The sequence below is a fragment of the Bacillus sp. FSL W8-0848 genome, from assembly GCF_038007805.1.
GTDB lineage: Bacteria > Bacillota > Bacilli > Bacillales > Bacillaceae > Bacillus > Bacillus glycinifermentans.
On record NZ_JBBOYB010000001.1, the window covers coordinates 3747701 to 3773958 of the forward strand.

The window sequence follows — 26258 nt, forward strand, 5'->3', positions numbered from 1 at the left end:
CATGATTTGGTGTGCAAAAAATAAAACGCTCACATGAAAAATATCTTTTTATGATATTCTTAAGCATGAAAGATCAATCGTCCGGGAACGGAACGTTTGTTTATGGGAGTGTTTCGTATGACGAAAATCATGATTGTCGAAGACAGCGAAGACATTCGGCAGCTATTGCAAAATTATTTAGAAAAGTACGGATATAACACCGTTACAACGCATGATTTCACAACTATCCTCGATACTTTTTTCGAAGAGAAACCTGATTTGGTGTTGCTTGATATCAATTTGCCGGCATACGACGGGTACTATTGGTGCCGGCAAATCCGCCAGCATTCGACTTGTCCGATCATTTTCATTTCTGCCAGAAGCGGGGAAATGGATCAGGTCATGGCGATTGAAAACGGCGGCGATGATTATATAGAGAAGCCTTTTTCCTATGAGGTGGTGCTTGCGAAAATTAAAAGCCAGATTCGCAGGGCCTTTGGCGAATATGCGGTAAAACAAGGGGAAAAAGTGGTTGAATTCGAAGGTGTTCAGTTGTTTGTCGAACGATTTGAACTGCGCTACCGGGATGAGAAGCACGAGCTTTCAAAAAAGGAAAGCAGACTCCTGGAAGTGCTGCTTGAAAGAGGAGAAAAGGTGACAAGCAGAGACCGGTTAATGGAAAAGACATGGGAAACCGATACATTTGTGGATGAAAACACGTTAAATGTCTATATTGCGAGACTTCGCAAAAAATTGCGGGGCATGGACGTTCCCTTTTCGATTGAATCAGTAAGGGGCGAAGGGTATCAGCTGAGGGCGAGGTCATGAAGCTTTTTCTAAAAAACCATGCCGTTCTTATCCTTCTATTCCTTCTTCAGGGCGGATTCGTGTTTTTTTACTATTGGTTTGCCGGCATGCAGTCTTTTACACACCTTTTTTACGTGCTCGGCGTTCAGCTTCTGGCGCTGGCGCTGTATCTGTCGTACAAATGGTATCAAGAACACAGAGTCTATCAATGGCTCGGCTCTGAACAACAAGATACGGAAATTCCTTTTTTGGGGACGTCTGAATTTTGCTCAGAGCTGTATGAAAAACATATGGAGCTAAGCCGGTTTCAGCACCGCAAAATTCATGAAATGGAATCCAGGCTGGAAGACAGGGTGACCTACATGAATCAATGGGTGCATCAGGTGAAAACGCCGCTTTCCGTCATCAACCTGATCATTCAGGAAGAGGATGAGCCCATTTTTAAACAAATCAAAAAAGAAGTCCAGCAGATTGAATACGGACTGGAAACGCTCCTCTACTCTTCAAGGCTTGACCTGTTTGAAAGGGATTTTAAAATTGAAGCTGTGTCTCTTGGAAATCTGCTGCAATCGTTAATTCAGCACTATAAACGCTACTTTATTCAGCACCGCGTATATCCGAAAACACACCTGCCCGCTGAAGACGCCGTCATTTATACGGACCAGAAATGGCTCAGGTTCGCAGTCGGACAGGTCATCACAAATGCCGTAAAGTATTCGGCGGGGAAAAGCGACCGCATCGATATGACGATATTCCGTCAAGATGAACGGATCGTCTTGGAAATAAAAGACTACGGGGTCGGAATTCCTTCCCAGGATGTAAAGCGGGTATTCGAACCATATTACACCGGGGAAAACGGGCGGCGTTTTCAGGAATCGACGGGCATGGGCCTCTATCTTGTAAAAGAGATTGCCGAAAAGCTCGATCATGATGTAAGCATTGCTTCTGAAGACGGAAAAGGGACAGCCTTTCAATTTTCGTTCCTTACAAAAATGTAAGTCTTCTTTAATAAAACCGCATAGCTCTTCCCCATCCTCCTTGATAAGATGTGTTTGCAGAAACACTCTTTTTCAAGGAGGATTTTTTTATCCCCACCGACACAGAGCAAAGAAGGAGGATTATGATGACTGATATGCTGGTCGTTAAAAACATCAATAAAACATATAAAGGACAAGTCTCTCATCAGGCGTTAAAAAATATTTCATTCAATGTCGAGGACGGCGAATTCACGGCTATTATGGGACCTTCCGGGTCTGGAAAAACGACGCTGCTCAATATGATATCAACCATTGACCGCCCCGATTCCGGCGACATTTTGATCCGCGGAGAAGACCCGCATCATCTAAAAAGGGCGAAACTCGCCCGCTTTCGCCGCAAGCAGCTCGGATTCGTATTCCAGGATTTTAATTTGCTGGATACGCTGACGCTCGGCGAAAACATCATGCTGCCGTTAACGCTTGAAAATAAACCGCCTTCCGTCATGGAAGAAAAGCTTCAGGCGATTGCTGAAAAGCTCGGCATCGAGGCCCTTCTCAATAAACGGACGTTTGAAATATCCGGCGGACAAAAACAGCGCGCAGCCATCGCAAGAGCTGTCATTCATCAACCTGCCCTCATCCTCGCTGATGAACCGACGGGAAACCTCGATTCCAAGGCGTCAAAAGACGTGATGGAAACGATGCAGCATCTTAACGAAAACGACAATGCCACGATATTGATGGTCACGCATGACCCTGTAGCCGCAAGCTACTGCCGCCGCGTCATTTTTATTAAAGACGGAACATTATTCAACGAAATTCACCGCGGCGCCAACCGCCAAGTATTTTATGAAGAGATTTTGAATGTGCTGTCCATGCTGGGAGGAAACGCCAATGACCTTTCTACAGTTCGCTTATAAAAACGTCATTCGGAATAAAAGGGCCTATCTCGCCTTCTTTTTAAGCAGCGCGTTTTCGGTGATGATTTTTTTCACCTTTGCGATGCTTTTGTTCCACCCCGCTTTGGAAAAAGGCTATTTAAACAACATTGCAAAACGGGGATTGACGGTGGCCGAATGGATGATTTTCGCTTTTTCCATCCTGTTTGTGCTCTATTCCGTAAACGCCTTTCTCAAGTCGAGAAGCAGAGAATTCGGGATACTCACCATTCAAGGAATCGCTCCGGGTCAATTGAGGAGGCTGATTACAGCAGAAAATATCATCATCGGCGTGCTTTCGATCGTTACAGGGATCATCGGCGGTCTGATTTTCGCAAAAACCTTCTTTACGGTCGGCGCTTATATTCTGGAAATGGACGCTTTGCCTCTGTATCTGCCTTGGAAAGCGCTGGCTCTCACAGCCGCATGCTTTATCGTGCTATTTATTCTGCTGTCGCAATTTACGGTCTTGTTTATTAAATCAAAAACCGTTGTCAAGCTGATCAAGGGCACCGGGAAAATCAAACCGGAGCCAAAACCGTCCCTTATCTTTTCGGTCATCGGCATCGGCTGCCTCGGCTCCGGCTACTGGCTTGCATTGTCCGACGAAATCCATTTTCCCCAAGCCGTCACGATCTTAATTCTGACGATCATCGGGACTTATTTCTTCTTTAGCCAAAGCAGCATTTGGCTGCTCAGGATGTTAAAAAAGCGGAAATCATTTTATTTGCGCGGAAAAAACGGCCTGTGGGTATCCGATCTTGTCTACCGGCTGAAAGATAATGCCCGCCTGTTCTTTCTCGTCTGTATCATTTCAGCGGTCGCCTTTACCGCCACAGGCACATTGGCGATCTACAAGACCTCCCTCGGAAAAATGGATTCTCAATACGGGATGGAGTACTTATCGAACAGCGGGAACACCAAAGAACAAGCACACGTTAAGCTGATTGAACAAAAGCTGAAGGAAGGACATTTTTCGTATACAAAGGAAGAGACAAAAGGTATCCATATCAGCTATAGCCAGGGAGATCTCGTTCCTCCGGTGCTCCTGATCTCTGAAAGCGAATTCCGAAAGCACTTCAAGTCAGATTCGGGTGAACTGAAAGACGGCGAGGCGCTGTATTATCCAAGCACCTTTGAGGCGAAAGACAAGACGGAAGTTCCCGGGACCTTGAACATGCTGAACAAAGATCTGAAGCCGGCAAATGAACGGCTGAAAGTGAAAGGTTTTAAAAAACCGCTCATTTCGTTAGACAGCATCGTTGTCGTAAACGGCAAAACCTTTGAAAAGCTCAAGAAACAAGGCGAAGCCGTCACATTGTACGGGTATAAATACGGCCGCTGGAAAGACAGCCTTGATATCAGCCAATCGCTGAAAAACAGCATATACGGAAACTATGGCCATATCCAATTTCAGTTTGACGCAAAGGCCATTTCTTATTTCGATACAGTTCAGCTTCCAAGCCTGAGCCTGTTTATCGGACTCTTTATTGCACTTCTCTTTTTTACGGCATCCGGAAGCTTTCTCTACTTCCGCCTGTTTACCGATCTTGAGGAAGATCAAGAGCGCTACCGGTCGCTTGCAAAAATCGGCCTGAGCGAAGAGGAAATGTCGCAGAGCGTGACGATTCAATTGGCCATCCTGTTCTTCTTTCCATTCGCGCTTGCATCAGTTCATACCTATTTCGCGATGAAGACGCTCGAGTCGCAAAGTTTCGGTCATTTCACAGCTCCGCTCTTCATGACGATAGGCGGGTTTCTGATCTTCCAACTATTATTCTTTATGATCATTCGAAAAAGCTATCTAAAAAAATTAAAAGGATTTTTAAGGTGATAAGATATGAAAAAAATAATCTCTTTAATCGCAGCCGGTTTGGCTGTTGTATGCATCGGCTCTTTTCTGTTCATTCATAATGATGTGACAGACCGGTTCAATCCTCTCATCCCGAAAGAAAACGTGTATGTCCAGATCAACAAAGAAGGTAAGCACCTAAGTCCGGGCGGCTATGAGTACACACTGGAGGGATATAATGACGCCGGCAAGGAAAAAGAAGTAACATTCCTCGCCAGCGGCTCCCTTCGAAAAAACGCCTACCTAAAGGTATATGCGAAGGGAAAATATGTAGAGACATGGGAAGAAGTACAGCCCGGCGACATGCCGAATGCAGTCAGGGGCAAATTGATAAAACAGTGAAAAAACGGCATATAAGCCGTTTTTTCTATTATAAACTATAAATTTACAAATTCCCGAAACTTTTTGACCGCCTGTTCGTATAAAAACAGAAGTCATATTGATAAGGGGGTTTTCATATCATGATTGGAACTATTTGTTTTATACTGGCCCTTTTCTTCCTCTACAACGCCATAACATCGCCGGACGAAAAAAACAGAAACAGCGGTTCTTCGTTGTTCTTCTCCGGCGGTCCTGATTCATCCCACGGCCATCACTCAGGCGGCTGCGATTCATTCGGAGGCGGCGGTGATTGCAGCGGTGGTGGAGGCGATGGCGGCGGTGGAGGCTTTTAAGACATGCCGGCTCCTTTCTCCATCTTCTTCTCCTGCTCGGGTCTTTGGCTGGATGCAGTATTTACTGCAGTCAGCCGGGCATGTTCCGGAATTCCCTTCACATTCTTTCACCATTCACTCCAATATTCAGTTGTTTAACCGGACTTCCGACTGGGAATGATGTTAAGACAACGATCCCCACTCTTCAACCGATACAAAAGTCACAAAAAACAATTTTGATACAAAACATATAAAACTTTCCACACGCTTGTTCGATATTAAAAGAAGACATTTATGACAAGGAGGGGTTTTTTCCATATGATATTTTTACTCGTTTTATTCGCTCTGTTCATTTTTTATTCGTTCTTTTTTGATAACAGAAACGGAAGATCGCCTAAAAAAACAGCTGAAACGAAAACACTGGTCCGTCAGGCTTCTGCACCGCCCGCATTTTTAAGAGTGATCGAAACCGCACCTGGCCAGGCGGCAAGCCGGCGGCCGTCTGATCGTATACGCCCCGACCTGCGGCTGATCATGAACCCGGGGGAGCAAAACGAAAAAAAATAAGGAAGGCGGCATACGCGGAGAATGCCGCTTTTCCTTATTACCTGTTGTGTTCAATCGTTCTTCCGAATGCTTCCGGAGACATCCCGGGTGAGATGCGGACGCGATGCAGCGCATACAGCCCCTGTTCGCGCGACGCCGCCCCGGGCTCTGTCGTCACGGCCATCCTGTAGCCTGCTTTCCCGGCCATTTTCAGCGTCTCCGCATTATAGCGGCCGACCGGATAGCTCAGCATCACGGTTTGTTGGCCGAACATAGAGTCAAACAATGTTTTGGAACGGCTCATCTCACTCAATTGCCGCTCCGGCGTCAGCCCGTTCAGCTCGAGATGGCTGATCGTATGGCTTTCAATTGAGATGCCGTTTCGGCTCATCTCTTTCATTTGTTCTTCCGTCAGATGATTCTTGCGGTCAATCGATTTTCCGATCATGAAAATCGTCGCCTTCATGCCGTATTGCTTCAAAATCGGATACGCCTTCGTGTAATTGTCCGTATAGCCGTCATCAAACGTAATCAGCACGCATTTTTTACGCGGCATTTTATCCTCGGTCAAAACGGTATAGGCTTCTTCCGGCGTCAGCGTATAATAGCCGTTGTCTTTCAGCCATTTCATATGTCCGCGGAACTCGGCTTCGGGCACCCTCAGGCTGTTTCCCGACGAGATGCTGTGGTACATCAAAATCGGAATCCGGGCGGGGCCCTTCACTTTTATCCAGGCCGGTGTGTGCCCCGTTTCCTTTTTTGACGGCACAGCCTCTTTTTGCTCCGCTTTCGGCGGCATTTCCTTCTCCTCTCCGCTTGCTTCATGGCTTGAGCATCCATACAGCGACACGGCCAAAAGCAGCAGAAGCAGCATTCTCATCTTTTTCACACGTTTTCCTGCTTTCTTTTCTTTAGGTTACGTTCTTCATATCGGATTGCGGGCGGGAATTTTTTAACATTCACGCCACGCTTTGTGAAGCCTCTTGATCCCCTCTTCGATTTCTTTTTCCGAAAGTCCGCCGAATCCGATCATCACCGCCTTCTGCGGGCTGCCGTCACGATTCATCCAAAAATCTGCTACAGGGTAAACCTTTACACCGTGCTGTTCCGCTTTGTTTTTGAAGTCGTCCGCATGGTGATTGACCTTTATAACAATATGGAGCCCAGCTTTTTGGCCAATGATTTCTACCGAGTTTCCAAAATATTTGTCAATTTATGATCCCATCCAAACCGACACCGCATATATGAGCGTCATGCTTTTCGGAAAAGCTGGGATCATGTCAGATTTGGAAGAAGCAACATCCGCCATGCAGGCCCTTCTGACGAAATACGTGCCGGGCTACTACAGCTCTCCGCTCTCCAAAGCCCATGTCGAGAAATACCGGTTATCTCTGAGCAGCAAAACAGCCATTATTAAAATCCGGCCGTTTCGACATAACCGCTAGAATGAGCTGAATCCAAAGATGGCATTTGCACACGGCCGGACCGTCCATGACGATTTGTAACAAAACAGACCCGAAAGCCTGTGCTTTGCGGGTCGTATTCATGTTATGCAGACGCTTCTTCGTCAAGAAACTTTAAGCCTGCCGTATATCGTTTTCTTTTCTTTTTTATCCAGCAGACGAGCGCCGGTCTCCGGCCGGTCAGTTTGCCATCGATCGCTATCAAGATGTTTGTGCCGTTTTCAAGCGGCACATTTGTTTCGATTTGGCAGCCGGACAGACTGATATCCTTGACCATGATCGGGTGTGATGCGCTGTCCGTCTCGTCTGACGGCGCCGGAAGCTGCAGCGTCGCCTCTCCCTGAAACGCTTCACGGATAAATTTTCTTTTAAAGGCGTCGGGGCTTTTCTCGGTTTTCATGAAAAACCGCAGCACCGTTGACCATGTATCCGCACGTTCTTCCCGGTCGGCTCTTCTCGCGTATTCTTCATTGAACATATAGCCGATCAGCTTCACATACAGATCGCTATCCAATCCATGAAACCGCAGGCCGATTTCGATATCGTCCCCGTCTTTCGTCGTCCAGATTACCTGAACCGGAATCTTTCCGACCGTCTCGATCTCAAGGGCGTCGGCCTCATAATAAATGTTTGCTTCAGCCGTGTACGGCAGCCTGATTCGAGCGCCGGTATCGCTCACATCCACCAGTTCGCACGGGTGCTCCCGGTCTGCACCGCCCGTCCGAAAAGACGCTGATTTGTTGATCGCAAAACGTTCAGAGCTTCTGAATCGCGGTCTGTCAAAGGCAACGAGCATCGCCAGAAAAAGGCCCGCCATATTGTACAGCATCCAAAATAAGTTATATGATGCCACATCGATGTCAAACGTTTGATGAAACAGATAATCATAAAGCGTTTTGCCGAGAGCCGCAATCGTCAATCCAAGCAAAACCGCACACGGATATGCCGTCGTGTATCTGAATGTGCGCCGGTTTGTGCTGACTCCTTTCGGCGTGACTTTAAAGTCAAAACGCTTTTTAAAGATAAACTCAGACAAAGCAGACAACGCCAGGTGCGGAGCCATTGACGTATCGTAGATATGGCTCCAGCTCATGCTGCGCTGTCTATCTGAAACGGCTTTAAACGAAAGGTATGAGCTTAAAAAGGCCGGGAGCCAAAAGGCGGTAATCGACCAGACGTCTGCATCCAGACTGTGGATGCCGCACAATAAAAACAAAATCGGAGTCAGTATGTACACCATTTTAAAAACGCCGAAAAACCAAAAGAGAATGCCGTCAAAATAAAGGACCCGCTGCATAGGAGAAAGCCCTTTTAACGTAAGCGGATTCCACTTTTTTCCGCACTGGATGTTCCCCCTGCACCAGCGGTCGCGCTGTTTCAGCAAATCCGTCCACGTTTCAGGCGCCAAACCGACCGCCAGCACTTCACTGACAAAAACGGCTTCAAATTTCGTTTCTAAAAGCATTCCCGTCGCCATATCCTCCGTGATCACCCCGGTTGCAAAACCGCCGATCTCTTCCAATGCCGTTCTTCTGAAAACGGTATTGGAACCGACGTACATCACCGCGTTAAACCTGTCTTTTCCCGCTTGCAGCCTTCGCATGAAAAAGTCCTGCTCATTCGGGATATTGGTTCCGGAAAATAAGTTGTACTGGTAAGGGTCTTCATTATAAAACGCCTGCGGTGTTTGTACGAAAGCGACCTTTTCGTCCTGAAAATAGCCGACCGTCTTTTGCAGGAAGGAAGGCAGCGGGACCATATCGGCGTCCATCGTGACGATCAGCTCTCCCTCCGAGCGGCTCATGGCGTGATTTAAGTTTCCAGCCTTTGCGTGCTCGTTGCTTTCCCTCTCGATACGGCAATGGGGGTGATCCTGCTTGCAACCGAATGCATCGGCTTTTTTCAGCTCGTCATCTTTTATACGCTCGTATGGAAGGAAAAGAAGCGAAGCCCTGTCCCATTACAAGACAAAGATCACCGGCCGACGGTCGATATTTTAATCGCCACGTATAATGAGGAGCGGCACGTGCTGAAAAAAACGGTGTCAGGATGCCTTAATCTCGATTATCCGAAAGAACTGGTGAACGTCTATTTGTGCGATGACGGAAGACGCGCCGATATTCAAAAGCTGGCTGAAGAATTTGGCGTTCACTATTTGACCGGTGCTCGGCAGCGTAAATCCGAACCGCCAGATGATATAAACGCCGTTTGCTGCAAGGCACATGATGATGAGCGGCTTTTTAAAGCGCGAGCTCGCTTTACATCCAAAAAAAGCGGTTAAAATGATTGCAATCATTGCCGCCGGATAGCCATAAAAAACATATTCCATCTTTTTTTCTCCTATTTGATTGTTATGTACATGTTTCACTCTATTTCTTTAGCACTCAAATATATTAACATCTTAAGACCTATATTTAATCAATAAATAACTTTTATATAAGTCTATATACCTTACAGAAAAGTTCATCAGCGATGTCCCCTGATTGTTTCTCGGACCATTTGACTTAAACGTTCCTTCCTTGCTGAGGCTGAATGACGGCCTAATAAACGGTTTTTTTCCAGAAAAAAAGACTGAAAGCCTAAATAATTGATATCTTTATGACGGATTAAGAGCCTTTTTGTGTCGTTTTTTTTTGAAATAACCGGAAATTCGGGAAAAATCGGCTTGGCGGCATTCTATTATTTTTCAGCAAAAACGATATTTGGTGCGGCTTTTCGAAAAATGAACGATCGCGGACGAAAACTCCGGCGGCCTCCGGAGTTTCTGAACATAGGGATAGGTCTTCTTTCGCACTTGTCTGAATTTTGATTTTTTTAGTATACTTAATTTAGTTAAATAACACATCAACAAAGGGGACTATTAACAGAATGGGGGAAATCATATGGAACAAAGATCAGAGGTGCAAAGCCTGCCTTTTCAAACGATAAAGGAAAAAGATGATAACTTTATCGCCAGAGCAATGAACATCACGATCGGCATTATTCCGCTTCCTGTATACCTGCTGCTGCTTGCTTTGATTGTAACGTTTGTATATATGCACGATTTGAAAAGCGATATCTTGACATCAATCGCCGTCATGGGCTTTTTCGGCTTTACCTTTGCGCAAATCGGTAAATCGATTCCGGTCGTTCGATCCATCGGGGGAGCCGCGATCATCGCTACGTTTATTCCTTCAGCTATCGTGTACTACCACTTGATTCCAGACGATATCGTAAAATCGACTACAGAGTTTACAGAAAACTCAAACTTTCTTTATCTTTTTATTTCTGCAATTGTGGTTGGAAGCATTTTAGGAATGAAAAGGGAAACACTTGTCAGAGCATTTCTTAAAATTTTCATTCCGCTGATCGCCGGATCAATCGCCGCTGCAGCAGTCGGCTTAGCGGTCGGCACAATGCTCGGTCTCGGTTTTCAGCATACGCTGCTCTATATTGTCCTTCCGATCATGGCCGGGGGAGTCGGTGAAGGCGCGATTCCTCTGTCGATCGGCTATTCAGAAATTATGCACATGCCACAGGGAGATGCTTTTGCGCTGGTACTTCCATCAATTATGTTCGGAAGTTTAACCGCTGTCATTTTATCAGGCGTGCTCAATGTCATAGGGAAGAAAAAACCGGAATGGACGGGCAATGGAAAAGTCGACCGTTCAGAAAACGGGGACGTTTCTTCGCTTGAGTCTCACGATAAGGAAAAAGAAAGCGTTTTTAACCTTACGAATTTCGCTGCAGGCGGCATATTGGCAGTCACGCTGTATTTGATCGGCATGCTGTCCCATGACTTATTCGGTTTTCCGGCACCTGTCATGATGCTCTTATTGGCCGTCGCCATCAAGCTGTTCCGCCTGGCGCCCGCCCATATTGAAAGCGGAGCCTTCAGCGTGTCGCGCTTTTTCTCAACCGCGGTTACGTACCCGCTCCTATTTGCCATCGGGGTTTCGATGACACCGTGGGACAAGCTGATCGCAGCATTTAACGTGGCCAACATTATCACGATTGTCTCTGTCGTCGTTACGATGATGACCGTCGGCTTTTTCACCGGAAAGTGGCTGAACATGTACCCGATCGAAATCGCGATCATCAATGCCTGCCATTCCGGCCAGGGCGGTACGGGCGACATCGCCATCCTCAGCGCAGCGGAACGGCTTGAGCTCATGCCGTTTGCCCAGGTGTCGACAAGGATCGGCGGCGCCATCACCGTTACGCTCACACTGCTGATCCTGGCCCAGATTTATTGATAAAGATAAGCCTGCAGACTGATCTGCAGGCTTCTTATGTTTAACGTATTTTTTTCGGAACATAATCCGGGTAGTCTGTGACTATGCCATCAACTCCCGCTTGCAAAAGCGGAGGAACCTCATCACGGGAACGCACGGTCCACGGCGTAATTTTCATGCCGTGCGTGAATGCGGCCTACGAGCGTCGGATCAGCAGCCACATTCCCTAAATATGCGTTGACATAGTTCGCATATCCGGCAAACTCGTTCAATTTGGCATCCGTCAGATCGGAAGGACGGGACGTTAAAACCCCTGTCGGCACAGATGGGAGCAATTCGTGGATGCGGCGGACGGATTGAAAGTCAAACGATTGGACAATCACTTTGCCGTTTTTCGGCTTATCCATTTTCCGTTTTTTCAGGGCGGCCGCCACCTTTTCTTCGATCCCCGGATAAAGGGCAGGCTCTTTCAGCTCAATCAGCAGCCCGATTTTTCCTTTATAGCGGTCAAGCACTTTCTCAAACGTCGGAATCCGTTCACCGGTGAACTGAGGTCCGAAATAGCTGCCGGCATCAAGCTTGCGCAGCTCTTTAAGCGTTAGATCCTTTACTTTTACCGGCGCCTCTGAATCGATGTCTGTCGTGCGGTTTACCGTTGTGTCATGGATGACGACGAGCTTCCCGTCCTTGGACATCTGAACATCAAGTTCGATATAGTCGGCCTTCATTTTGCGCGCTTTGTCAAAAGCCGCGACCGTGTTTTCAGGCGCATATCCGGAAGCGCCCCTGTGTGCGATCACATCCACTTTGTGAGGCTTCGCCGCCTGTGCGTTTGGGCAGCAATGAACCGAGAGTAAAACCAATCAATAAAAACAACACGACTTTTTTTAAACTTGCTGACACAATCTCCACTCCCCTTTATCTTTGCGATTCGGAACACAGTATAGCTTCATACTGTAAAGATTATGTTGCAGCAGTTTTAATTTTCATTTTTTTCAAAAAAAGATCTCCCGTTCGGGAGATCTTATGCCCTTATCGTTCACAGGCAATTTTGTCTTTATCGCGGTCGAGCCTTTTATTGGCGTCATACAGCGCTTTTGACACATACGGCTTGTACTTCGTTTTTCCGCCTTTGTTCTTGACCGATTTTGAGCGGGCCACGCCGCCTTTGTACACCTTGTTTAACGCCTTGCAGTTTTTATATGTTTTTACCTTTGTTTTGGCTTCAGCCGCATCGCCGGCGCTAAAAGAAAAGCCGATGATGAGGCCTAAAGACAAAAGTGCAGCAAATAGCTTTTTCACCTTCCATTACCCCTTTCGTTTATGTATATCTGAATCTATCATAAGTGATTTAGAACCCCTTATCAAGAAGAAAATGACATTTTATTGAATAAATAGTCCTGAAACAAAAGCAGCCTTTTGACCCTGTCAAACATAAATAAAAGCGAGGATCAACTGCGTTTCCCCGCTTTTTTTAAAACAGAGTCGAGTTCATAAGCCAACTCTTTCGGATGAATGCACAGCATCTCTTCGAGAGGATGCTTCCAGTCGCCGTCTTTGATCAGTTTAACGGCATAATGGCCTGCAGGATCGTTTTCCGGATACCATTCCACATCAAGGAGCAGTTGCTCCTCCTCATGCTCAAGCTGAAGCAAATCCCGCTTGAAATCAGACAGCCACACGTCGCTCCCGGGATCTAAATCGCCGGGATTCGTATCTGTTAAGGCATGATGCGAAACCTTCCAGCCGCCCGGAATCCGAAGCCGCAGAAGATTGCGGGGACCGCCTGATTCGCCCCCTTCCTTCCATATCACCTCTTCCAATCTCTCAACAAGCTTTTCATACGGTATTTGAAGCATATCGGCGACCGGCTTCTCATCGGTAGTAAACATCTTGACGGCATACTGGAGATCTCCCGCACTCTCGACTTGTATCATTTTATGATTCTCTTCATTTTCCAATACAAATAATGTTTGACGGCCCTCCCGAATCGGCTTTTGATATAAATGGTTTTCTTTCACCTTCCATCCTTCCCGGATTTTCAAAGGATGCAGCTTGAAAAAGTAATGCAATGTCGTCAACCGCCCCAGCTCCTCTCCATCGGGCTCTCACATACAAGCTTATGCGGCGGCGCAATGTTTAGAACAAGCACAAAAAAACTTGGAGAGGTCTCTCCAAGTCAATCTGTCAGCTGATAGACCGTAATTTGGCTGATAAGGTCGTCATTGTGGCTGCATAGCACGGCTATTTTTCCCCGGCCGAGAAACCTTCCTCTTAAAAACGCCATCCGGCCTCCCGGCGCAATCGTTATCCGTTCTGTTTGATCCGCCAGTTCGATGATATTTTCTTGTATGAACAGCGCCGCATTGCCTGAAAAATCGACATCATGCGGCTTATAAGCGGATGTCAAAAAGATTTTATCCCGGCCAGACTGGTAAACATAGTATCGGTTATTTCTTGTATTGACGATGATTTCCGATTTCTCTGCATCATAGCGGACAACCGGCAAATCCTTCGTTTCCTCCCAAAACGCATAGAATGAATCATACTTCTCTTTTACATACGCCTGTTCAATGCAATGGAACGCATTGTCTCTAGTGCCGTATCTGTAAAACTCTCCGTCATAGGTGACGAACACAATCTCACCGCTGCCCCAAACATGATATTTTGACAGAACGGGAAGGTCTCCTTCTATATCGCACACCTTATGTGCCATGCTCTTTAAATCGAAATAAAACAGCCTCTTGTCATCATGAAAGAAAACGGCCAATTCCTCGGTCAGCGCGTTTTTAAAGGACGCATCAACGACGATGTCCTCCAACCCGATCTTTTCGATGACGTTCAAACGGTCATCAAGCACCATGATTCCTTCATAATCGTCATTAATGACGATTTTCCCCGGAAACACTTCCATAAAGTAGACATCTTTATCAAGATTGCATTGAGTGATTTCAAGTAATTTCATCGTTTTTTCCTTTCAATACGGCTATTTTATTAATTTGGAAATCGATTTGGTTGCATCTGCTTTGCTTTCATCCAGGACTCCGCTGATCGGATCGGCTTCTCCCAAATGTTTTCTCCCTGTGTGGTCAAATACCTCAACGTGGGCGGCTTCCCCAACGTGAAGCGTGTCACGGTAATAATACAAACCGTCTTTTTCGTAGACCGTGGCGCCCTTCACCCTGATTTTCGTTCGTTTAAAGTCGTCTCCGCTGAGGAATGTTTCATGGTCCTGCGGCACCCTTTTTTCTTTTACGTAGCTTCTGTTGCTCTTATTCAGCTTCTCGTATAATTCTCTTCTTTTTTCCTTGCTGTAGTTGTTGCCGTTGTGAGCGACGTAATCTTTTTGCGACATGCCGTCAGGCTTCGGATCCCAGTGAGGTTTTGACCGTCTGCCGCCATCTTTCACGGAAAACGCCATCAAGTCGCTGAGCGGCTTTTTCTCGACGCCTATTCTGTTCATCACCGGCCCGGCATGTGTAGCAAGCTGTTCGACGCGGATGCCGACAGGCACTTCAAAGCGGCCGATGCTGTTTTTCACTTTGCCGACAGCGTTTCTTGCCCTGCCCAGCTTATCGTTGATCCATTTGCTGCTGTGGGCGTTGTAAGGAATTTTTTTGACCGGCAGTTTGTCCGCATAACGGGCAGCCGCTCCGACGCCGGTTATTGCGAACGCATTGAACAGGCTCTGCTTGCGCTGTTCATCCGTCAATTTGTTTCCGAACATGTCTCGGCCCGTGATCGCTTCTCCAAAACCGTTTGCTGCCGTTAACCCGTAAATTCCGAATTCGGCTTTCTTCAGGTAATCGAGCGATTTCGCCGACTTATAGGCGTCAAGAGCGTGTTCTGCGGCATTTAAGCCTTTCGCCGTTTTATATATCGCTTTGCCGCCTTTAAATGCCCGGCCCGCCCAGCCGACGACGGGAATGAATCCGGCGGCTGCCATGGCGCCGGCGGTGACCCGCTCTGCCGCTGAGAGCTTCTCGCCCGTTACCGGATCGATGCCGTCTTTCGCCCTCTTATAATCATAATAGCCCGTGACTTCACCGGTAAAGGTGCATACCGTATCCCACGTTTTTGCATACCACGGTCTGTTTGCCTTCTTCTCCTGTTCTTTCGCGATTCTCCTCGCTTCTTCCTGCTCTTTTTTAATCTTCAAATATTCGGCTGTGCCTTTTTCTACATCGTCTTTTAGCTTATAGATGTCGCTATTGTGATAAGCTTTGGCGTCAAAGTAGAGAGGTGATGCTTCCTTTCCCTTCTGTGTGGCAGTAAAAAGCGCACCGTACAATCCGGTAACAAGGCTTTCTTCCGTTTCCGACAAGGCGTACTCCGATTTTAAATCTTCGTCAAACTGATTGACTTTTTTGACCGTTTCCTCGCGCTCTTTTTTCGCTTTATCAAGATGCTCTTCGAAAGCGTCCGCGGAAAATGTTTCAAGGGTCATGATGTCATCGATCTCATTGAAGATTTTTTGCAGCTCCTTTTTTTGTTCAGAGACGATTGACTTAGATGTCGTATAGGCATTTGATAGGTCATTTTCTAAAAAATCAACATTGACGACGGTATCCCCGGCAAGATCGAGATCTTCGGATGCGCCTGAGATACCGCCGAAAAAGGCAATCTGCTTATCAATCAAGCCGATCCATGCGTCCGCAACATCAATCTGAGCCTGATAAAAATCTTTTATGGCGTCAGCGCCTTCTCCCTGAAAATCTTCCCCCAGGTTCACGACGCCCTGAAATTGCTTCTTTAAATCGTCGATTTGCTCTTTTAAATCTTGATATTGTGTTGAGCGCTCTTTCATTGCGGAGATCAAAGTTTTTGCTTCATAGATTTTCATCGGCCATAAGCCCTTTCTTTAAAATTTTCTTGCCTTACGTTCACCATTGCCTTAGAACAAGCGCCGTTTCAGGTCGCTGATGGTGCTGCCCAATTCTTCGAGCGCTTCCTCTCCTTTGGAAAGCAGCTGGTCCGCCGTATGCGCGAGTCCCCTCGCCGCGGATAAAGCCCCCTGCTCGATTTCCAGCATAACGATCTTGGACTGAATTCTCGCCTTGTAACCTTCATAATCGTCCGTTATAATGTTTTCCATCTCGTTGTATGCGTCATCTCTCGCTTCATTAAACTTTTCCGAACGGTTTCCCTTCCATGAAGCATCGAGTTCAGGTTTTTTGATTTGTTTAATTTCTTCCAAAGACGTGTTCTGTTCCGTTTCGATTTTGCTTTTTGCCCGTTTGAGCCTTGATATTTTTTCTTCCAGGTCGGCTGATTGGCTCGAAATCGCCGCATGTATGCGGTCTAGCATATCTGAATAGCTCATTGAACCGTCACCTCTTCATTATCCAATATGAGAGACTAAAAGATCATTTTTGAAAATTCCAAAAAATTCATTCATAGGCCTTTTTCCATAATTTAAATTATAAGTCTGAAAGTAGCAGAGATGAATAGGAAAATGTACTCTTTTTAAAAGCAAAAATAAAAACGCCTGACGGCTTGAAGCATCAGGCGTTTTTGATTTATTCGCTGGTTTTTTCTTTTCCATAATGGTATTTTGACGGATCAACAGGCGTGAAATCCGAGAGTTTATGGAATCGCAGCAAGTCTTTATAAAGAACCTGGTCAGACAGATTCAGCTTTTCAGCCACCTGTTTTTTCAGGTTTTCGGTTTCTTTGTTCGGCTTTAATTCTTTGCCGGTTTTCGTATCGTATACCGTCGAGTCGATCATCGTGTATTTAGGCGTTACATAGTTGCCGTTTCTGAATGCGACTGTTTCGTCATGGTCTTTTGAAAAGAGATCCGTACCGAAGTTGATATAGTTCTTATTATCGATTCCTTGCAGGTGGAGCAATGTCGGCATGACATCCGTTTCAGCGCCATACGTATGGTTGACTCCGCCTTTTTTGCCAGGAACGCGGATCATGAGCGGCACGCGCTGGTTCATTGCATTTTGATAAGGCGTAATCTCTTTGCCTAATACTTCTTTCATCGCCCGGTTGTGGTTTTCGGAAATTCCGTTGTGGTCGCCGTAGATGACGATTACGGAATTGTCGAATAATCCTTCTTTTTTCAAGTCTTTGAAGAACTGTTCGAGCGCTTCGTCTAGATAGCGCGCCGTCTGGAAGTAGCCGTCAACCGTATCGTCTCCTGTCGTGCCTCTTTCAAGCGTTGCATCCTCTTTATCCAAGATGAACGGATAGTGGTTCGTCAGTGTGAGCAAATGCGCATAGAACGGCTGTTTCAGCGATTTCAGCATCGGAATGGATTCTTCAAAGAACGGCTTATCTTTCAACCCAAGGTTGACCAGGTTGTCTTCTGACATGTCATAAGAGCTGGCGTCGAAGAACTTGTCATAGCCGATCTGCTTGTATACCTGATCCCTGTTCCAGAAAGACTTATAATCCCCGTGCAGGACGGCGCTCGTATATCCTTCTTTCTGGTTCAAAATCGCAGGCAGCGACTGATACGTGTTTTGCCCTTTCGTCACAAAAGCCGTACCTTCCGGAAGGCCGAAAAGACTGTTGTCCATCATCAGCTCAGCATCGGCCGTTTTGCCTTGTCCGGTCTGATGGAAAAAGTTATCGAAGTACGTCATGTCATCTCCGCCATGCGCCAATTTATTCAAAAACGGCGTGACTTCTTTTCCATTCAGTTTGTAGTCGATCAAAAACGACTGGAAGCTTTCCAAATGGATCTTGATGATGTTCTTTCCTTTCGCCACACCGAAGTATTCGTCATTCGGCTTCGCGTAGTGGGAGCTTGTATAATTGATGACGCTCGTCAAATCATCGCTGCTGGCATATGCTTTTTGCGTCGCGTTCTGAGCAGCCTGTACGCCGTCATAAATCGTATAGTTGTACGGCCCCAAATATTTTACGATATAGTTTCTGTCAAATGTTCTCGTCAGAAGCTCAGGGCGGTCTTTTTCAGCGATTTGCAGGTTGATGTAAAACAGAAGAACACCCGCCAAAACGATCGCAGCAGCCCATCTTTTCTTCAATTGGGAAGCCTTCAGTTCAGGCCTTTTCACGCATAATGCGATCAAAATGACCAAGTCAATGATATAGATGAAGTCATGGGGAGACATGATGGCAAACACGCCGTCTGACATGTTGCCAAGGTTTCCGGCCTGCTTCAGATTTGCAAAAGTTAAAAAGTCATCAAAGAAGCGGTAGAACAAAATGTTCGCATATAACACAAACGTCATCACGGCATCGAGGATAATCATCCATATTGCCGCGCGCCGCCCCTTTGCAAATAAAGCCAAACCAAGAAAAACGATGGTAAAGCTTAATGGATTAATAAACAGTAGAAACTGCTGCGTGCTTCCCTTCACGCCCAAATTAAACTCCAATAAGTAGGATGCATAGGTTTTAGCCCATACAAAAATAACAGCTAACAAGAAAAAGCTTAGCTTATGTGAGAATATTTTTTTCATGATAACCTCTACCTTTTAACATTTTAGTCGGTTTTTGATCCGGCATGCGGTTCATCAATGCAAAGCAAACTAGATTAACAATAACACAGAATAGGAAAAACGGAAAATCTTTTTCCATCATTTTGCTTCAGATGCCATTGCACTGCCTTTAGTATGACGGATGTCTTCCGAGAAAGGTTTCACAACAATCTATTTTACTTTATCCCACTTGGATTTTCGGGATGTTCGGACGACTTTTGTGACAATTTTAAGTATATAGACCTATTTGAAAACCGAAACAATATAACTAGAATAATACAGAATAGTATTTTTATGAATCTGGAGGAAACGAATATGAAAAGGTTTCTCATGCTATCGGCTCTCCTGTCTCTCGGATTGATCCTTGGAGCGTGCGGACAATCAAGCAGCACAGAAGCTGACCATAAAAACAAGGCTGAAGAAACGAAAACAGAACAAAAAGCAAATAAAGAACAAAAGGCAAAAGAAGATCAAAACGATCAAAAAACGTATAAAATCGGCGAAAAAGCCACAAGCGACGGGCAAACGGTTACAGTTTCAAAAGTAAACAAAGTACACAGCGGCAAATATTTCGCAACCGACGGACAAACAAAGGGCTCATCATTAAATCATGATGAACAGCTTGTCGTCGTCGATATCACGCAGGAAAACGGCAGCAATGAACAGGTAGCCGTCAACCCGCTAAACTATGAATTAAAAAACAGCGATGAAAAAGTGCATAAGATCGTCGCAAGCACCGTTACGCTAAAAACTCAATTTGAACCGGGAGACTTGGCGGCAGGCAAAAAAAATTCAGGCCAAATTGCTTTTGTCACAAAAAAGAATGAAAAAGACTTAACATTGATTTTTTATCCAAATTTTTTCACCAAAGAGCATCCATTATACTTTAATTTGAGCAAATAATAGACGCCTTTCTGATGTCAAAGCAGGGATTGCCCGATTCCTGCTTTCTTTACGCATTTTTATGAAACTGATTCAGATAAGCCTTTCTCTGCGCTTCGGTAAACTGGCCGATCCAATCCCGCCGCGCTTCCTCCGTCATATATGAGAGGACGTGAAGCTCGACCGCTTTGTAAAACTCCGGCTCGGGCAGGATGTTGTACGTCGGAATCCTCACCAATCCGTTCCCTCGCGTCTGGATCAGGACATCCATGAAGAAAATGCCCTTCAGACTGTAGGGATGCCGGTCCATTCTGATACTATTAATATCTTTGATGTCCACCGATTTTTTCTCCGTGAACAGCCGGCCGCAGTCTCCTTCTTCGATGCGGAAGATGACATTTCCTCTTTTCGTGAAAGCGGGAAAAGCCGATAAAAATAATACAAAGAAAAATAAGCTGCATACTAGCCCTAGAGGTATAGCTGACAGATAAAATTTTGTTTGAAACGTGATCCCCATATAGAATACCCACAGACTCGCTGCTCCCATTCCAAATGAACCAAGAAAAAGCCAAATCCTGAAAAACATTTTGCTTTTCACTTCAATTGTCCGTTTTTTCCCCTTTACCAATCATAGACCTCCTTAACATCAGCAACCGTATTTTTTCTTTTTCGGCATGCAAAACCGAAAACTCCTTTTTATTTCAGGATGCTTCCATTTTTCCGATGCTTCTTTTCATCATTGTTCAAAATCGCCATTCTGTAAAGTGACTTAATGCTTTTGCTAAAAAAGCTGCCGGCGGCATCCGGCAGCCTTCTATTTCGATATATCTACAAACCCCTCGCCAAAAACATCCCTTACATCGTGAATGATGACAAAAGCCTTTTTGTCGGTGCTTCTGATGATCTTTTTCAGCATGGACAGCTCCTGCTTATTGATCACGATATATAAAATCTCTTTCGAATCACCCGTATAATGGCCGCGGCCCGATAAGACCGTGACGCCTCTGTCCATCAGCGTATTGACTTGTTCGGCGATGTCGTTTTTGCGCTCTGAAATAATCGTAATCGCTTTTTTCGTATTGAGCCCTTCAATGATGAAATCCATCACCTTGGTGGCAATGTAGAGCATGACGATCGTAAACATCAGCTTTTCGGCTCCGATGATGAAGTAAGAACTGAATACGACCACCAAATCGATCATTAATAAAGCATAGCTGATATTCCAGTCAAAGTATTTATTGGCGATTCTCGCGAGGATCGCCGATCCGGCTGTCGTTCCCCCGACGCGGATGATCATGCCGATTCCGACGCCGGCAAATACGCCGGCAAAAATCGCGCTGATGATCAGTTCATGAGAGGGGATCGCCCAACCTTCCGTAACGTGCAGAAAAAACGAATTCGCCGCTACCGCGATGATCGTGTATATCGTCGTTTTTTTATCCAAAAACCTATAGCCGATGATAAGGAGAATTCCGTTCAGGATAAAGTTGGTCACACCCGGCGACCACTCAAACAGGTAATACAAGATGAGGGTGACCCCTGTAACGCCCCCTTCTCCGAAATCGTTCGGTATCGCAAACAAGTTAACAGCCAACGCAAAGAAAAATGCGCCTATCACAATCATGATGATATCAATGACTTTCTTTTTCATATTTGTCAGCTCCTTTTCCCATGATGAAATGATCAAAATAAAAACCCAGGAGAGAGCTCGAAACGAGCAAAAACTCCTGGGCTTTTATCCCACCGTGTCATAACGATGTATCGTTATGTGTTTTCTCTCGGACCAGACCAACGCTTTAGGCATTGCGGAACCCTAGAAAACCACCTTTTCTTTCGTTCTATCAATTTGTCATCTCCAAGCATTATAAGTGAATTTCGGCAGCCTATCAACCCCCTTTCTCATCCATAAAAGATTTGATTTTCTGTAAAATAGCTTCCATGTATAACCGAAAAAACGTCCTATAATAATAGATGTACGTGCTTGCTTTTTTTAGGAGGCGCCAATATGGATAAACAGAAACGGCAATGGATCATTAAACAGATCATTCTCGAACATCCCGTTGAAACGCAGGAGCAGCTGACCGGCCTTTTGAAGAGCCGCGGCATTTCGGCCTCCCAGTCGACCATTTCAAGGGATATGAAAGAGATGTGCCTTGTCAAACAGATCGATGAAAACGGAAAACTCGTCTACCGCACAAACGCTTCTTTATCATTAAACCCTTCAAAAATTTTGAAGGAGAAAATTTCGGATGTCGTCCTGCAGGTCACCCGCTCGGGAAATCTGGTCATCATTAAAACGATGCCCGGGAATGCCCACACGATCGGTGTTTTGCTCGATCAGCTCGGACGTCCCGAAATGCTGGGCTGTATTTGCGGAAATGATACATGCCTTGTCATCTCTCAATCTCCTGAAACGGCTCAAGCATTCTGCGAGAATTTGTGCTGATGCCGTCCTCCAGAGCCGCCCTAAACGGGGCCGGCTTTTTTTATTCCCGAAAAATTTTTTTCGAAAAATCTCCGCAAAAAATATACAGCGTTTATACGTTTTCTTTGTTGGCCTGACAAAGGTTTATATTCATTTTGTCATATTTATTCATTTTTGCTTTTGCCCCATCAAAAAATAAGTGAAATAGTTCACATTTTTGCTGTTATCGCTTTCACAGCGTCATCTTTCCCGCTGTTTTAAGCTGTACATGTAACAAAAAGAGCTTAGGAGGCGGGATGATCATGACGACACCGATTCACGTTTACTCAGAAATCGGAACTTTGAAAACGGTCATGCTGAAGCGGCCCGGGCGGGAATTGGAAAACCTTACACCCGAGTATCTTGGACGGCTTCTTTTTGACGATATTCCTTTTTTACCGGCCGTTCAACACGAGCATGACCAATTTGCAGAAACTCTTAAAGAACAAGGCGTAGAAGTTCTCTATTTAGAGAAGCTGGCAGCGGAAGCGCTTGAAGACGAATCAGTCCGCGAACGGTTTGTCAGCGAGCTTTTGACGGAAAGCAAAGCGGACATAAACGGCGCTTTCGACAGATTAAAAGAGTATCTGCTTTCGTTCGCTACGGATGCAATGGTCGATCGTGTGATGAGCGGAATCAGAAAAAACGAATTGGAAAAGGGCATTCGTTCCCAATTGCACGAGATGATGGATGATCATTATCCATTCTATCTCGACCCGATGCCAAACCTTTATTTCACAAGAGACCCGGCAGCCGCGATCGGCAGCGGGCTGACCATCAACAAAATGAAAGAACCGGCCCGCCGGAGAGAGTCGCTGTTCATGCGCTACATCGTCCAGCACCATCCGCGATTTAAGGACAAGGATATTCCGATCTGGCTTGACCGCGATATCAAGTTCAATATCGAAGGCGGAGACGAACTCGTGCTGAATCATGAAACCGTGGCAATCGGCGTCTCTGAACGTTCATCCGCCCAGGCGATTGAGCAATTGGTCAGAAATCTATTTAAACGCCAAAGCCAAATCCGCCGGGTGCTGGCCGTAGAAATACCGAAAACCAGGGCCTTTATGCACTTGGATACCGTGTTTACCATGGTCGACCGGGATCAGTTTACAATTCATCCGGCCATTCAGGGGCCTGAAGGAGACATGCGGATCTTTGTCCTTGAACGCGGAAAAACGGAAGACGGCGACATTCAAATTACCGAAGAGCACAATCTGCCGGAAGTCCTGAAGAAAACGCTTGGTCTCTCAGATGTGAATCTGATCTTCTGCGGAGGCGGAGACGAAATCGCTTCGGCCCGGGAGCAGTGGAATGACGGCTCAAATACGCTCGCTATCGCTCCAGGCGTCGTTGTCACCTATGACCGGAACTACATCTCAAATGCCTGCTTGAGAGAACAGGGCATCGAAGTCATCGAAATTCCGAGCGGGGAGCTTTCAAGAGGCCGCGGGGGCCCGCGCTGCATGAGCATGCCGCTGTACCGCGAGGATGTCAAATAAACAATCCAGTCAAAAGGAGAGAATCAAAATGGAGAAAACAATCGATTTAAAAGGCAGAAGCTATTTAGCCGAAAAAGATTTTTCAGAAAAAGAAATCCTTTATTTGCTCGACCTTGCCCAAGAATTGAAAGACAAAAAAGCACAGGGCATCAAACACCGCTATTTAGAAGGAAAAAACATCGCTTTGCTCTTTGAAAAACCGTCAACAAGAACGCGCTGCGCCTTTACAACCGCCTGTATTGACCTCGGCGCTCATCCGGAATATCTCGGCAAAGACGATATACAGCTCGGCAAAAAAGAATCGATTGAAGACACCGCAAAAGTTCTCGGCCGGATGTTTGACGGCATCGAATTCCGCGGCTTTGAACACGAAAAAGTCGAGTCTCTGGCCGAACATTCAGGCGTGCCGGTTTGGAACGGGTTAACCGATCTATGGCATCCGACGCAAATGCTTGCCGACTTTATGACGGTTAAAGAACACCTTGGACGTGTAAAAGGCGTCACACTGACCTATATCGGAGACGGACGGAATAATGTCGCCAACAGCCTGCTCATCGGCGGAGCCAAAGTCGGCATGGACGTCAGAATCTGCTCGCCTCAAGAGCTCTACCCTGATAAGGAAATCGTGAAGCTGGCGGAAACGTTCGCAAAAGAATCCGGCGGACGCGTGACCGTAACAGACGATACAGACAAGGCTGTTTCCGGAGCTGATGTGCTGTATACGGACGTCTGGGTGTCCATGGGAGAAGAAGACAAGTTTGCCGAAAGGATCAAGCTTCTTAAGCCTTACCAAGTCAACATGGAACTCGTGAAGAAAACCGGAAATGACAATGTCATCTTCCTGCACTGTCTGCCGGCCTTCCATGACCTTCATACAACATACGGACAAAACGTTTACGAACAGCACGGCCTCAAAGAAATGGAAGTGACAGACGAAGTATTCCGCAGCAAGCATTCCAAAGTATTCGATGAAGCGGAAAACCGCATGCATACGATCAAAGCTGTCATGGCGGCAACACTTGGCGACCTTGACTGACCGGAAAAGGGAACATTCCCTTTTCCATCTTTAAACCGAATGAGGTGACAAAAATGGCGGAAGAAAAAAAACTGGGTCTGTTTGCGCTCATTGCGCTTGTCATCGGATCAATGATCGGCGGCGGAGCCTTCAACATCGCAAGCGACATGGCGGCTGGCGCCGGGGCAGGGGCAATTTTGATCGGCTGGGTCATCACCGGAGCCGGCATGATCGCCTTGGCCTTATCGTTCCAAAATCTCACGGCGAAACGGCCTGATTTAGACGGCGGTATTTTCACTTACGCTCGGGAAGGATTCGGCCATTTCATGGGATTTAACAGCGGCTGGGGATACTGGTTCGCAGCCCTTCTCGGCAATGTCGCATACGGTACGCTGCTCTTCAGCGCCGTCGGGTATTTCATCCCCGTGTTTGGCGACGGCCAAAATATCGCTTCCATTATCGGGGCAAGCGTGATTCTTTGGGGCGTTCACTTTTTGATCCTGCGGGGCGTCCAATCCGCTGCCATGATTAATCTGATTACGACCATTTCGAAACTGGTGCCGATTTTTGCTTTTATCGTCGCCGTCATCTTTGTTTTTCATCTTGACTTATTTACCGGTGATTTCTGGGGAAAAGGGTTGTCGCTGGGCTCAATCGGAACGCAAATCAAGAGCACGATGCTTGTCACCGTTTGGGTGTTCACCGGCGTTGAAGGCGCGGTGCTGTTTTCAAGCAGGGCCAAAAAATCGAGCGATGTCGGCAAAGCGACCGTCATCGGGCTGATCAGCGTGCTCGCCATTTATGTGATGATCACCATGCTCTCCCTCGGCGTCATGAATCAAGAAAGCCTTGCCGGACTTCCCAACCCGTCAATGGCCGCAATGATGGAGCATATCGTCGGCAAATGGGGGGCCGTGCTGATCAACCTGGGTCTCGTGATTTCCGTATTGGGCGCATGGCTGGCCTGGACGCTTTTTGCCGGAGAGCTGCCGCTGATTGCCGCACGGGAAGGCGTCTTCCCGAAATGGTTTGGCAAAGAAAATAAAAACGGCGCGCCGACAAACGCGCTGGCGCTGACAAATGCCATCATCCAGCTGTTTCTGCTGACGTTCATCATTTCGGATGCGGCTTACCGGTTCGCATTTTCGCTCGCTTCCTCAGCCATCTTAATTCCGTATTTATTTTCCGGATTATATCAGCTCAAATACAGCTGGCTGCACAAGGGGCCCGACCGCTGGAAAAACGTCATCATCGGGCTGATCGCAAGCATATACGGCATATGGCTGATCTATGCAGCGGGGCTTGACTACCTGCTTTTGACCATGATTTTATACGCGCCTGGCATTTTGGTATACCGGGCCGTACGCAAAAATAAGCAAGGTCCGGCATTCAACAGGGCTGAACTTGTGATTGCCGCAGCCATTCTGATCCTGGCTGTATTTGCCATCGTGAAATTGGCATCTGGAGGCATTTCCATTTAACTAACATCACTGAACGAGAGGTGGTTTC

At 46.4% G+C, this 26258-nt stretch carries 24 protein-coding genes, 2 pseudogenes and 1 riboswitch; of the genes and pseudogenes, 15 read left to right on the plus strand and 11 right to left on the minus strand.

The features are described from left to right. Positions 1-117 precede the first annotated feature (117 nt). The 7 genes from NSQ39_RS19730 to NSQ39_RS19760 all read left to right on the plus strand — a co-directional run bounded on the left by NSQ39_RS19730 (position 118) and on the right by NSQ39_RS19760 (position 5773). Positions 118-807, plus strand: a complete 690-nt coding sequence (locus tag NSQ39_RS19730; protein ID WP_216898876.1) for a response regulator transcription factor — start codon at positions 118-120, stop codon at positions 805-807. Continuing rightward, the gene (locus NSQ39_RS19735) at positions 804-1784 is read left to right on the plus strand and encodes a sensor histidine kinase (RefSeq protein WP_216898877.1); all 981 of its coding nucleotides are present in this window, start codon (positions 804-806) and stop codon (positions 1782-1784) included. The genes NSQ39_RS19730 and NSQ39_RS19735 overlap by 4 nt, the downstream gene beginning before the upstream one ends. Before the next feature lie 125 nt (positions 1785-1909). Beyond that, positions 1910-2683: an ABC transporter ATP-binding protein gene (locus NSQ39_RS19740; protein WP_046129357.1), complete on the plus strand. Its 774-nt coding sequence runs from the start codon at positions 1910-1912 to the stop codon at positions 2681-2683. Continuing rightward, complete coding sequence (locus tag NSQ39_RS19745; protein WP_216898879.1) at positions 2658-4535, plus strand: FtsX-like permease family protein; 1878 nt, start codon at positions 2658-2660, stop codon at positions 4533-4535. Before NSQ39_RS19740 ends, NSQ39_RS19745 begins: the two co-directional genes overlap by 26 nt. A 6-nt stretch (positions 4536-4541) precedes the next feature. Next, the gene (locus NSQ39_RS19750; protein WP_046129355.1) at positions 4542-4895 is read left to right on the plus strand and encodes a YxeA family protein; all 354 of its coding nucleotides are present in this window, start codon (positions 4542-4544) and stop codon (positions 4893-4895) included. Between the two features lie 119 nt (positions 4896-5014). Beyond that, positions 5015-5227 carry a hypothetical protein gene (locus NSQ39_RS19755; protein WP_175076554.1) on the plus strand — a complete coding sequence of 71 codons (213 nt, stop codon included), beginning with the start codon at positions 5015-5017 and terminating at the stop codon, positions 5225-5227. A 297-nt stretch (positions 5228-5524) separates the two neighbouring features. After that, positions 5525-5773 carry a hypothetical protein gene (locus NSQ39_RS19760; protein WP_175076555.1) on the plus strand — a complete coding sequence of 83 codons (249 nt, stop codon included), beginning with the start codon at positions 5525-5527 and terminating at the stop codon, positions 5771-5773. Positions 5774-5810: 37 nt separating this feature from the next. On the opposite strand, the gene NSQ39_RS19765 is transcribed toward NSQ39_RS19760, so the two are convergent. Then, complete coding sequence (locus NSQ39_RS19765; protein WP_082094029.1) at positions 5811-6632, minus strand: polysaccharide deacetylase family protein; 822 nt, start codon at positions 6630-6632, stop codon at positions 5811-5813. 397 nt (positions 6633-7029) lie between these two features. Here NSQ39_RS19765 and NSQ39_RS19770 point away from each other — a divergent pair, with 397 nt between their 5' ends. After that, positions 7030-7197 (plus strand): hypothetical protein, encoded by a 168-nt coding sequence (locus NSQ39_RS19770; RefSeq protein ID WP_236809742.1) that lies wholly within the window; start codon positions 7030-7032, stop codon positions 7195-7197. Between the two features lie 103 nt (positions 7198-7300). On the opposite strand, the pseudogene NSQ39_RS19775 reads toward NSQ39_RS19770, so the two are convergent. Continuing rightward, a pseudogene (locus tag NSQ39_RS19775) lies at positions 7301-9070 on the minus strand (glycosyltransferase family 2 protein); the annotation flags it as partial. 6 nt (positions 9071-9076) lie between these two features. Between NSQ39_RS19775 and NSQ39_RS19780 the strand changes: the two are divergent. Together NSQ39_RS19780 and NSQ39_RS19785 are read left to right on the plus strand one after the other, a co-directional pair. Further along, entirely contained in the window at positions 9077-9496 is a 420-nt protein-coding gene (locus tag NSQ39_RS19780) for a glycosyltransferase (RefSeq protein ID WP_236809749.1), read from the plus strand. 601 nt (positions 9497-10097) lie between these two features. Further along, positions 10098-11450: a 2-hydroxycarboxylate transporter family protein gene (locus NSQ39_RS19785; protein WP_175076558.1), complete on the plus strand. Its 1353-nt coding sequence runs from the start codon at positions 10098-10100 to the stop codon at positions 11448-11450. A gap of 40 nt (positions 11451-11490) precedes the next feature. On the opposite strand, the pseudogene NSQ39_RS19790 reads toward NSQ39_RS19785, so the two are convergent. From NSQ39_RS19790 to NSQ39_RS19820, 7 genes and pseudogenes are all read right to left on the minus strand, one after another. Continuing rightward, positions 11491-12332 (minus strand): annotated as a pseudogene (locus NSQ39_RS19790) (glycerophosphodiester phosphodiesterase). Positions 12333-12461: 129 nt separating this feature from the next. After that, positions 12462-12731 carry an excalibur calcium-binding domain-containing protein gene (locus NSQ39_RS19795; RefSeq protein ID WP_046129351.1) on the minus strand — a complete coding sequence of 90 codons (270 nt, stop codon included), beginning with the start codon at positions 12729-12731 and terminating at the stop codon, positions 12462-12464. Positions 12732-12880: 149 nt separating this feature from the next. Next, the gene (locus NSQ39_RS19800; protein ID WP_175075980.1) at positions 12881-13510 is read right to left on the minus strand and encodes a hypothetical protein; all 630 of its coding nucleotides are present in this window, start codon (positions 13508-13510) and stop codon (positions 12881-12883) included. A 98-nt stretch (positions 13511-13608) separates the two neighbouring features. Then, on the minus strand, positions 13609-14394 hold the full coding sequence (locus NSQ39_RS19805; protein ID WP_175075979.1) for a hypothetical protein: 786 nt from the start codon (positions 14392-14394) through the stop codon (positions 13609-13611). A gap of 21 nt (positions 14395-14415) precedes the next feature. Further along, positions 14416-16272 (minus strand): ribonuclease YeeF family protein, encoded by a 1857-nt coding sequence (locus NSQ39_RS19810; RefSeq protein ID WP_175075978.1) that lies wholly within the window; start codon positions 16270-16272, stop codon positions 14416-14418. Between the two features lie 51 nt (positions 16273-16323). Continuing rightward, the gene (locus NSQ39_RS19815; RefSeq protein WP_046129347.1) at positions 16324-16752 is read right to left on the minus strand and encodes a YwqH-like family protein; all 429 of its coding nucleotides are present in this window, start codon (positions 16750-16752) and stop codon (positions 16324-16326) included. Between the two features lie 196 nt (positions 16753-16948). Beyond that, a complete protein-coding gene (locus NSQ39_RS19820) occupies positions 16949-18868 on the minus strand; it encodes an LTA synthase family protein (protein WP_046129346.1) in 1920 nt (639 codons plus the stop codon). A 333-nt stretch (positions 18869-19201) separates the two neighbouring features. On the opposite strand from NSQ39_RS19820, the gene NSQ39_RS19825 reads away from it, so the two are divergent. Continuing rightward, complete coding sequence (locus NSQ39_RS19825; RefSeq protein ID WP_175075977.1) at positions 19202-19789, plus strand: DUF4352 domain-containing protein; 588 nt, start codon at positions 19202-19204, stop codon at positions 19787-19789. Positions 19790-19838: 49 nt separating this feature from the next. Here NSQ39_RS19825 and NSQ39_RS19830 read toward each other — a convergent pair whose 3' ends face one another. Together NSQ39_RS19830 and NSQ39_RS19835 are read right to left on the minus strand one after the other, a co-directional pair. Further along, positions 19839-20396: a YfjD family protein gene (locus NSQ39_RS19830; RefSeq protein WP_175075976.1), complete on the minus strand. Its 558-nt coding sequence runs from the start codon at positions 20394-20396 to the stop codon at positions 19839-19841. 186 nt (positions 20397-20582) lie between these two features. Further along, positions 20583-21419, minus strand: coding sequence for a YitT family protein (locus NSQ39_RS19835; protein ID WP_175075975.1), 837 nt, complete (start codon positions 21417-21419; stop codon positions 20583-20585). 71 nt (positions 21420-21490) lie between these two features. Then, positions 21491-21596: riboswitch (guanidine-I (ykkC/yxkD leader) on the minus strand. Positions 21597-21773: 177 nt separating this feature from the next. Here NSQ39_RS19835 and argR point away from each other — a divergent pair. From argR to arcD, 4 genes are all read left to right on the plus strand, one after another. Further along, positions 21774-22214 (plus strand): arginine repressor, encoded by a 441-nt coding sequence (gene argR, locus NSQ39_RS19840; RefSeq protein WP_046130072.1) that lies wholly within the window; start codon positions 21774-21776, stop codon positions 22212-22214. Between the two features lie 281 nt (positions 22215-22495). Then, positions 22496-23734, plus strand: a complete 1239-nt coding sequence (arcA, locus tag NSQ39_RS19845; RefSeq protein WP_046130076.1) for an arginine deiminase — start codon at positions 22496-22498, stop codon at positions 23732-23734. Between the two features lie 28 nt (positions 23735-23762). Further along, positions 23763-24770, plus strand: coding sequence for an ornithine carbamoyltransferase (argF, locus tag NSQ39_RS19850; protein WP_175075974.1), 1008 nt, complete (start codon positions 23763-23765; stop codon positions 24768-24770). Between the two features lie 53 nt (positions 24771-24823). Next, positions 24824-26230: an arginine-ornithine antiporter gene (arcD, locus tag NSQ39_RS19855; RefSeq protein WP_046130070.1), complete on the plus strand. Its 1407-nt coding sequence runs from the start codon at positions 24824-24826 to the stop codon at positions 26228-26230. The last annotated feature ends 28 nt before the right edge of the window (positions 26231-26258 follow it).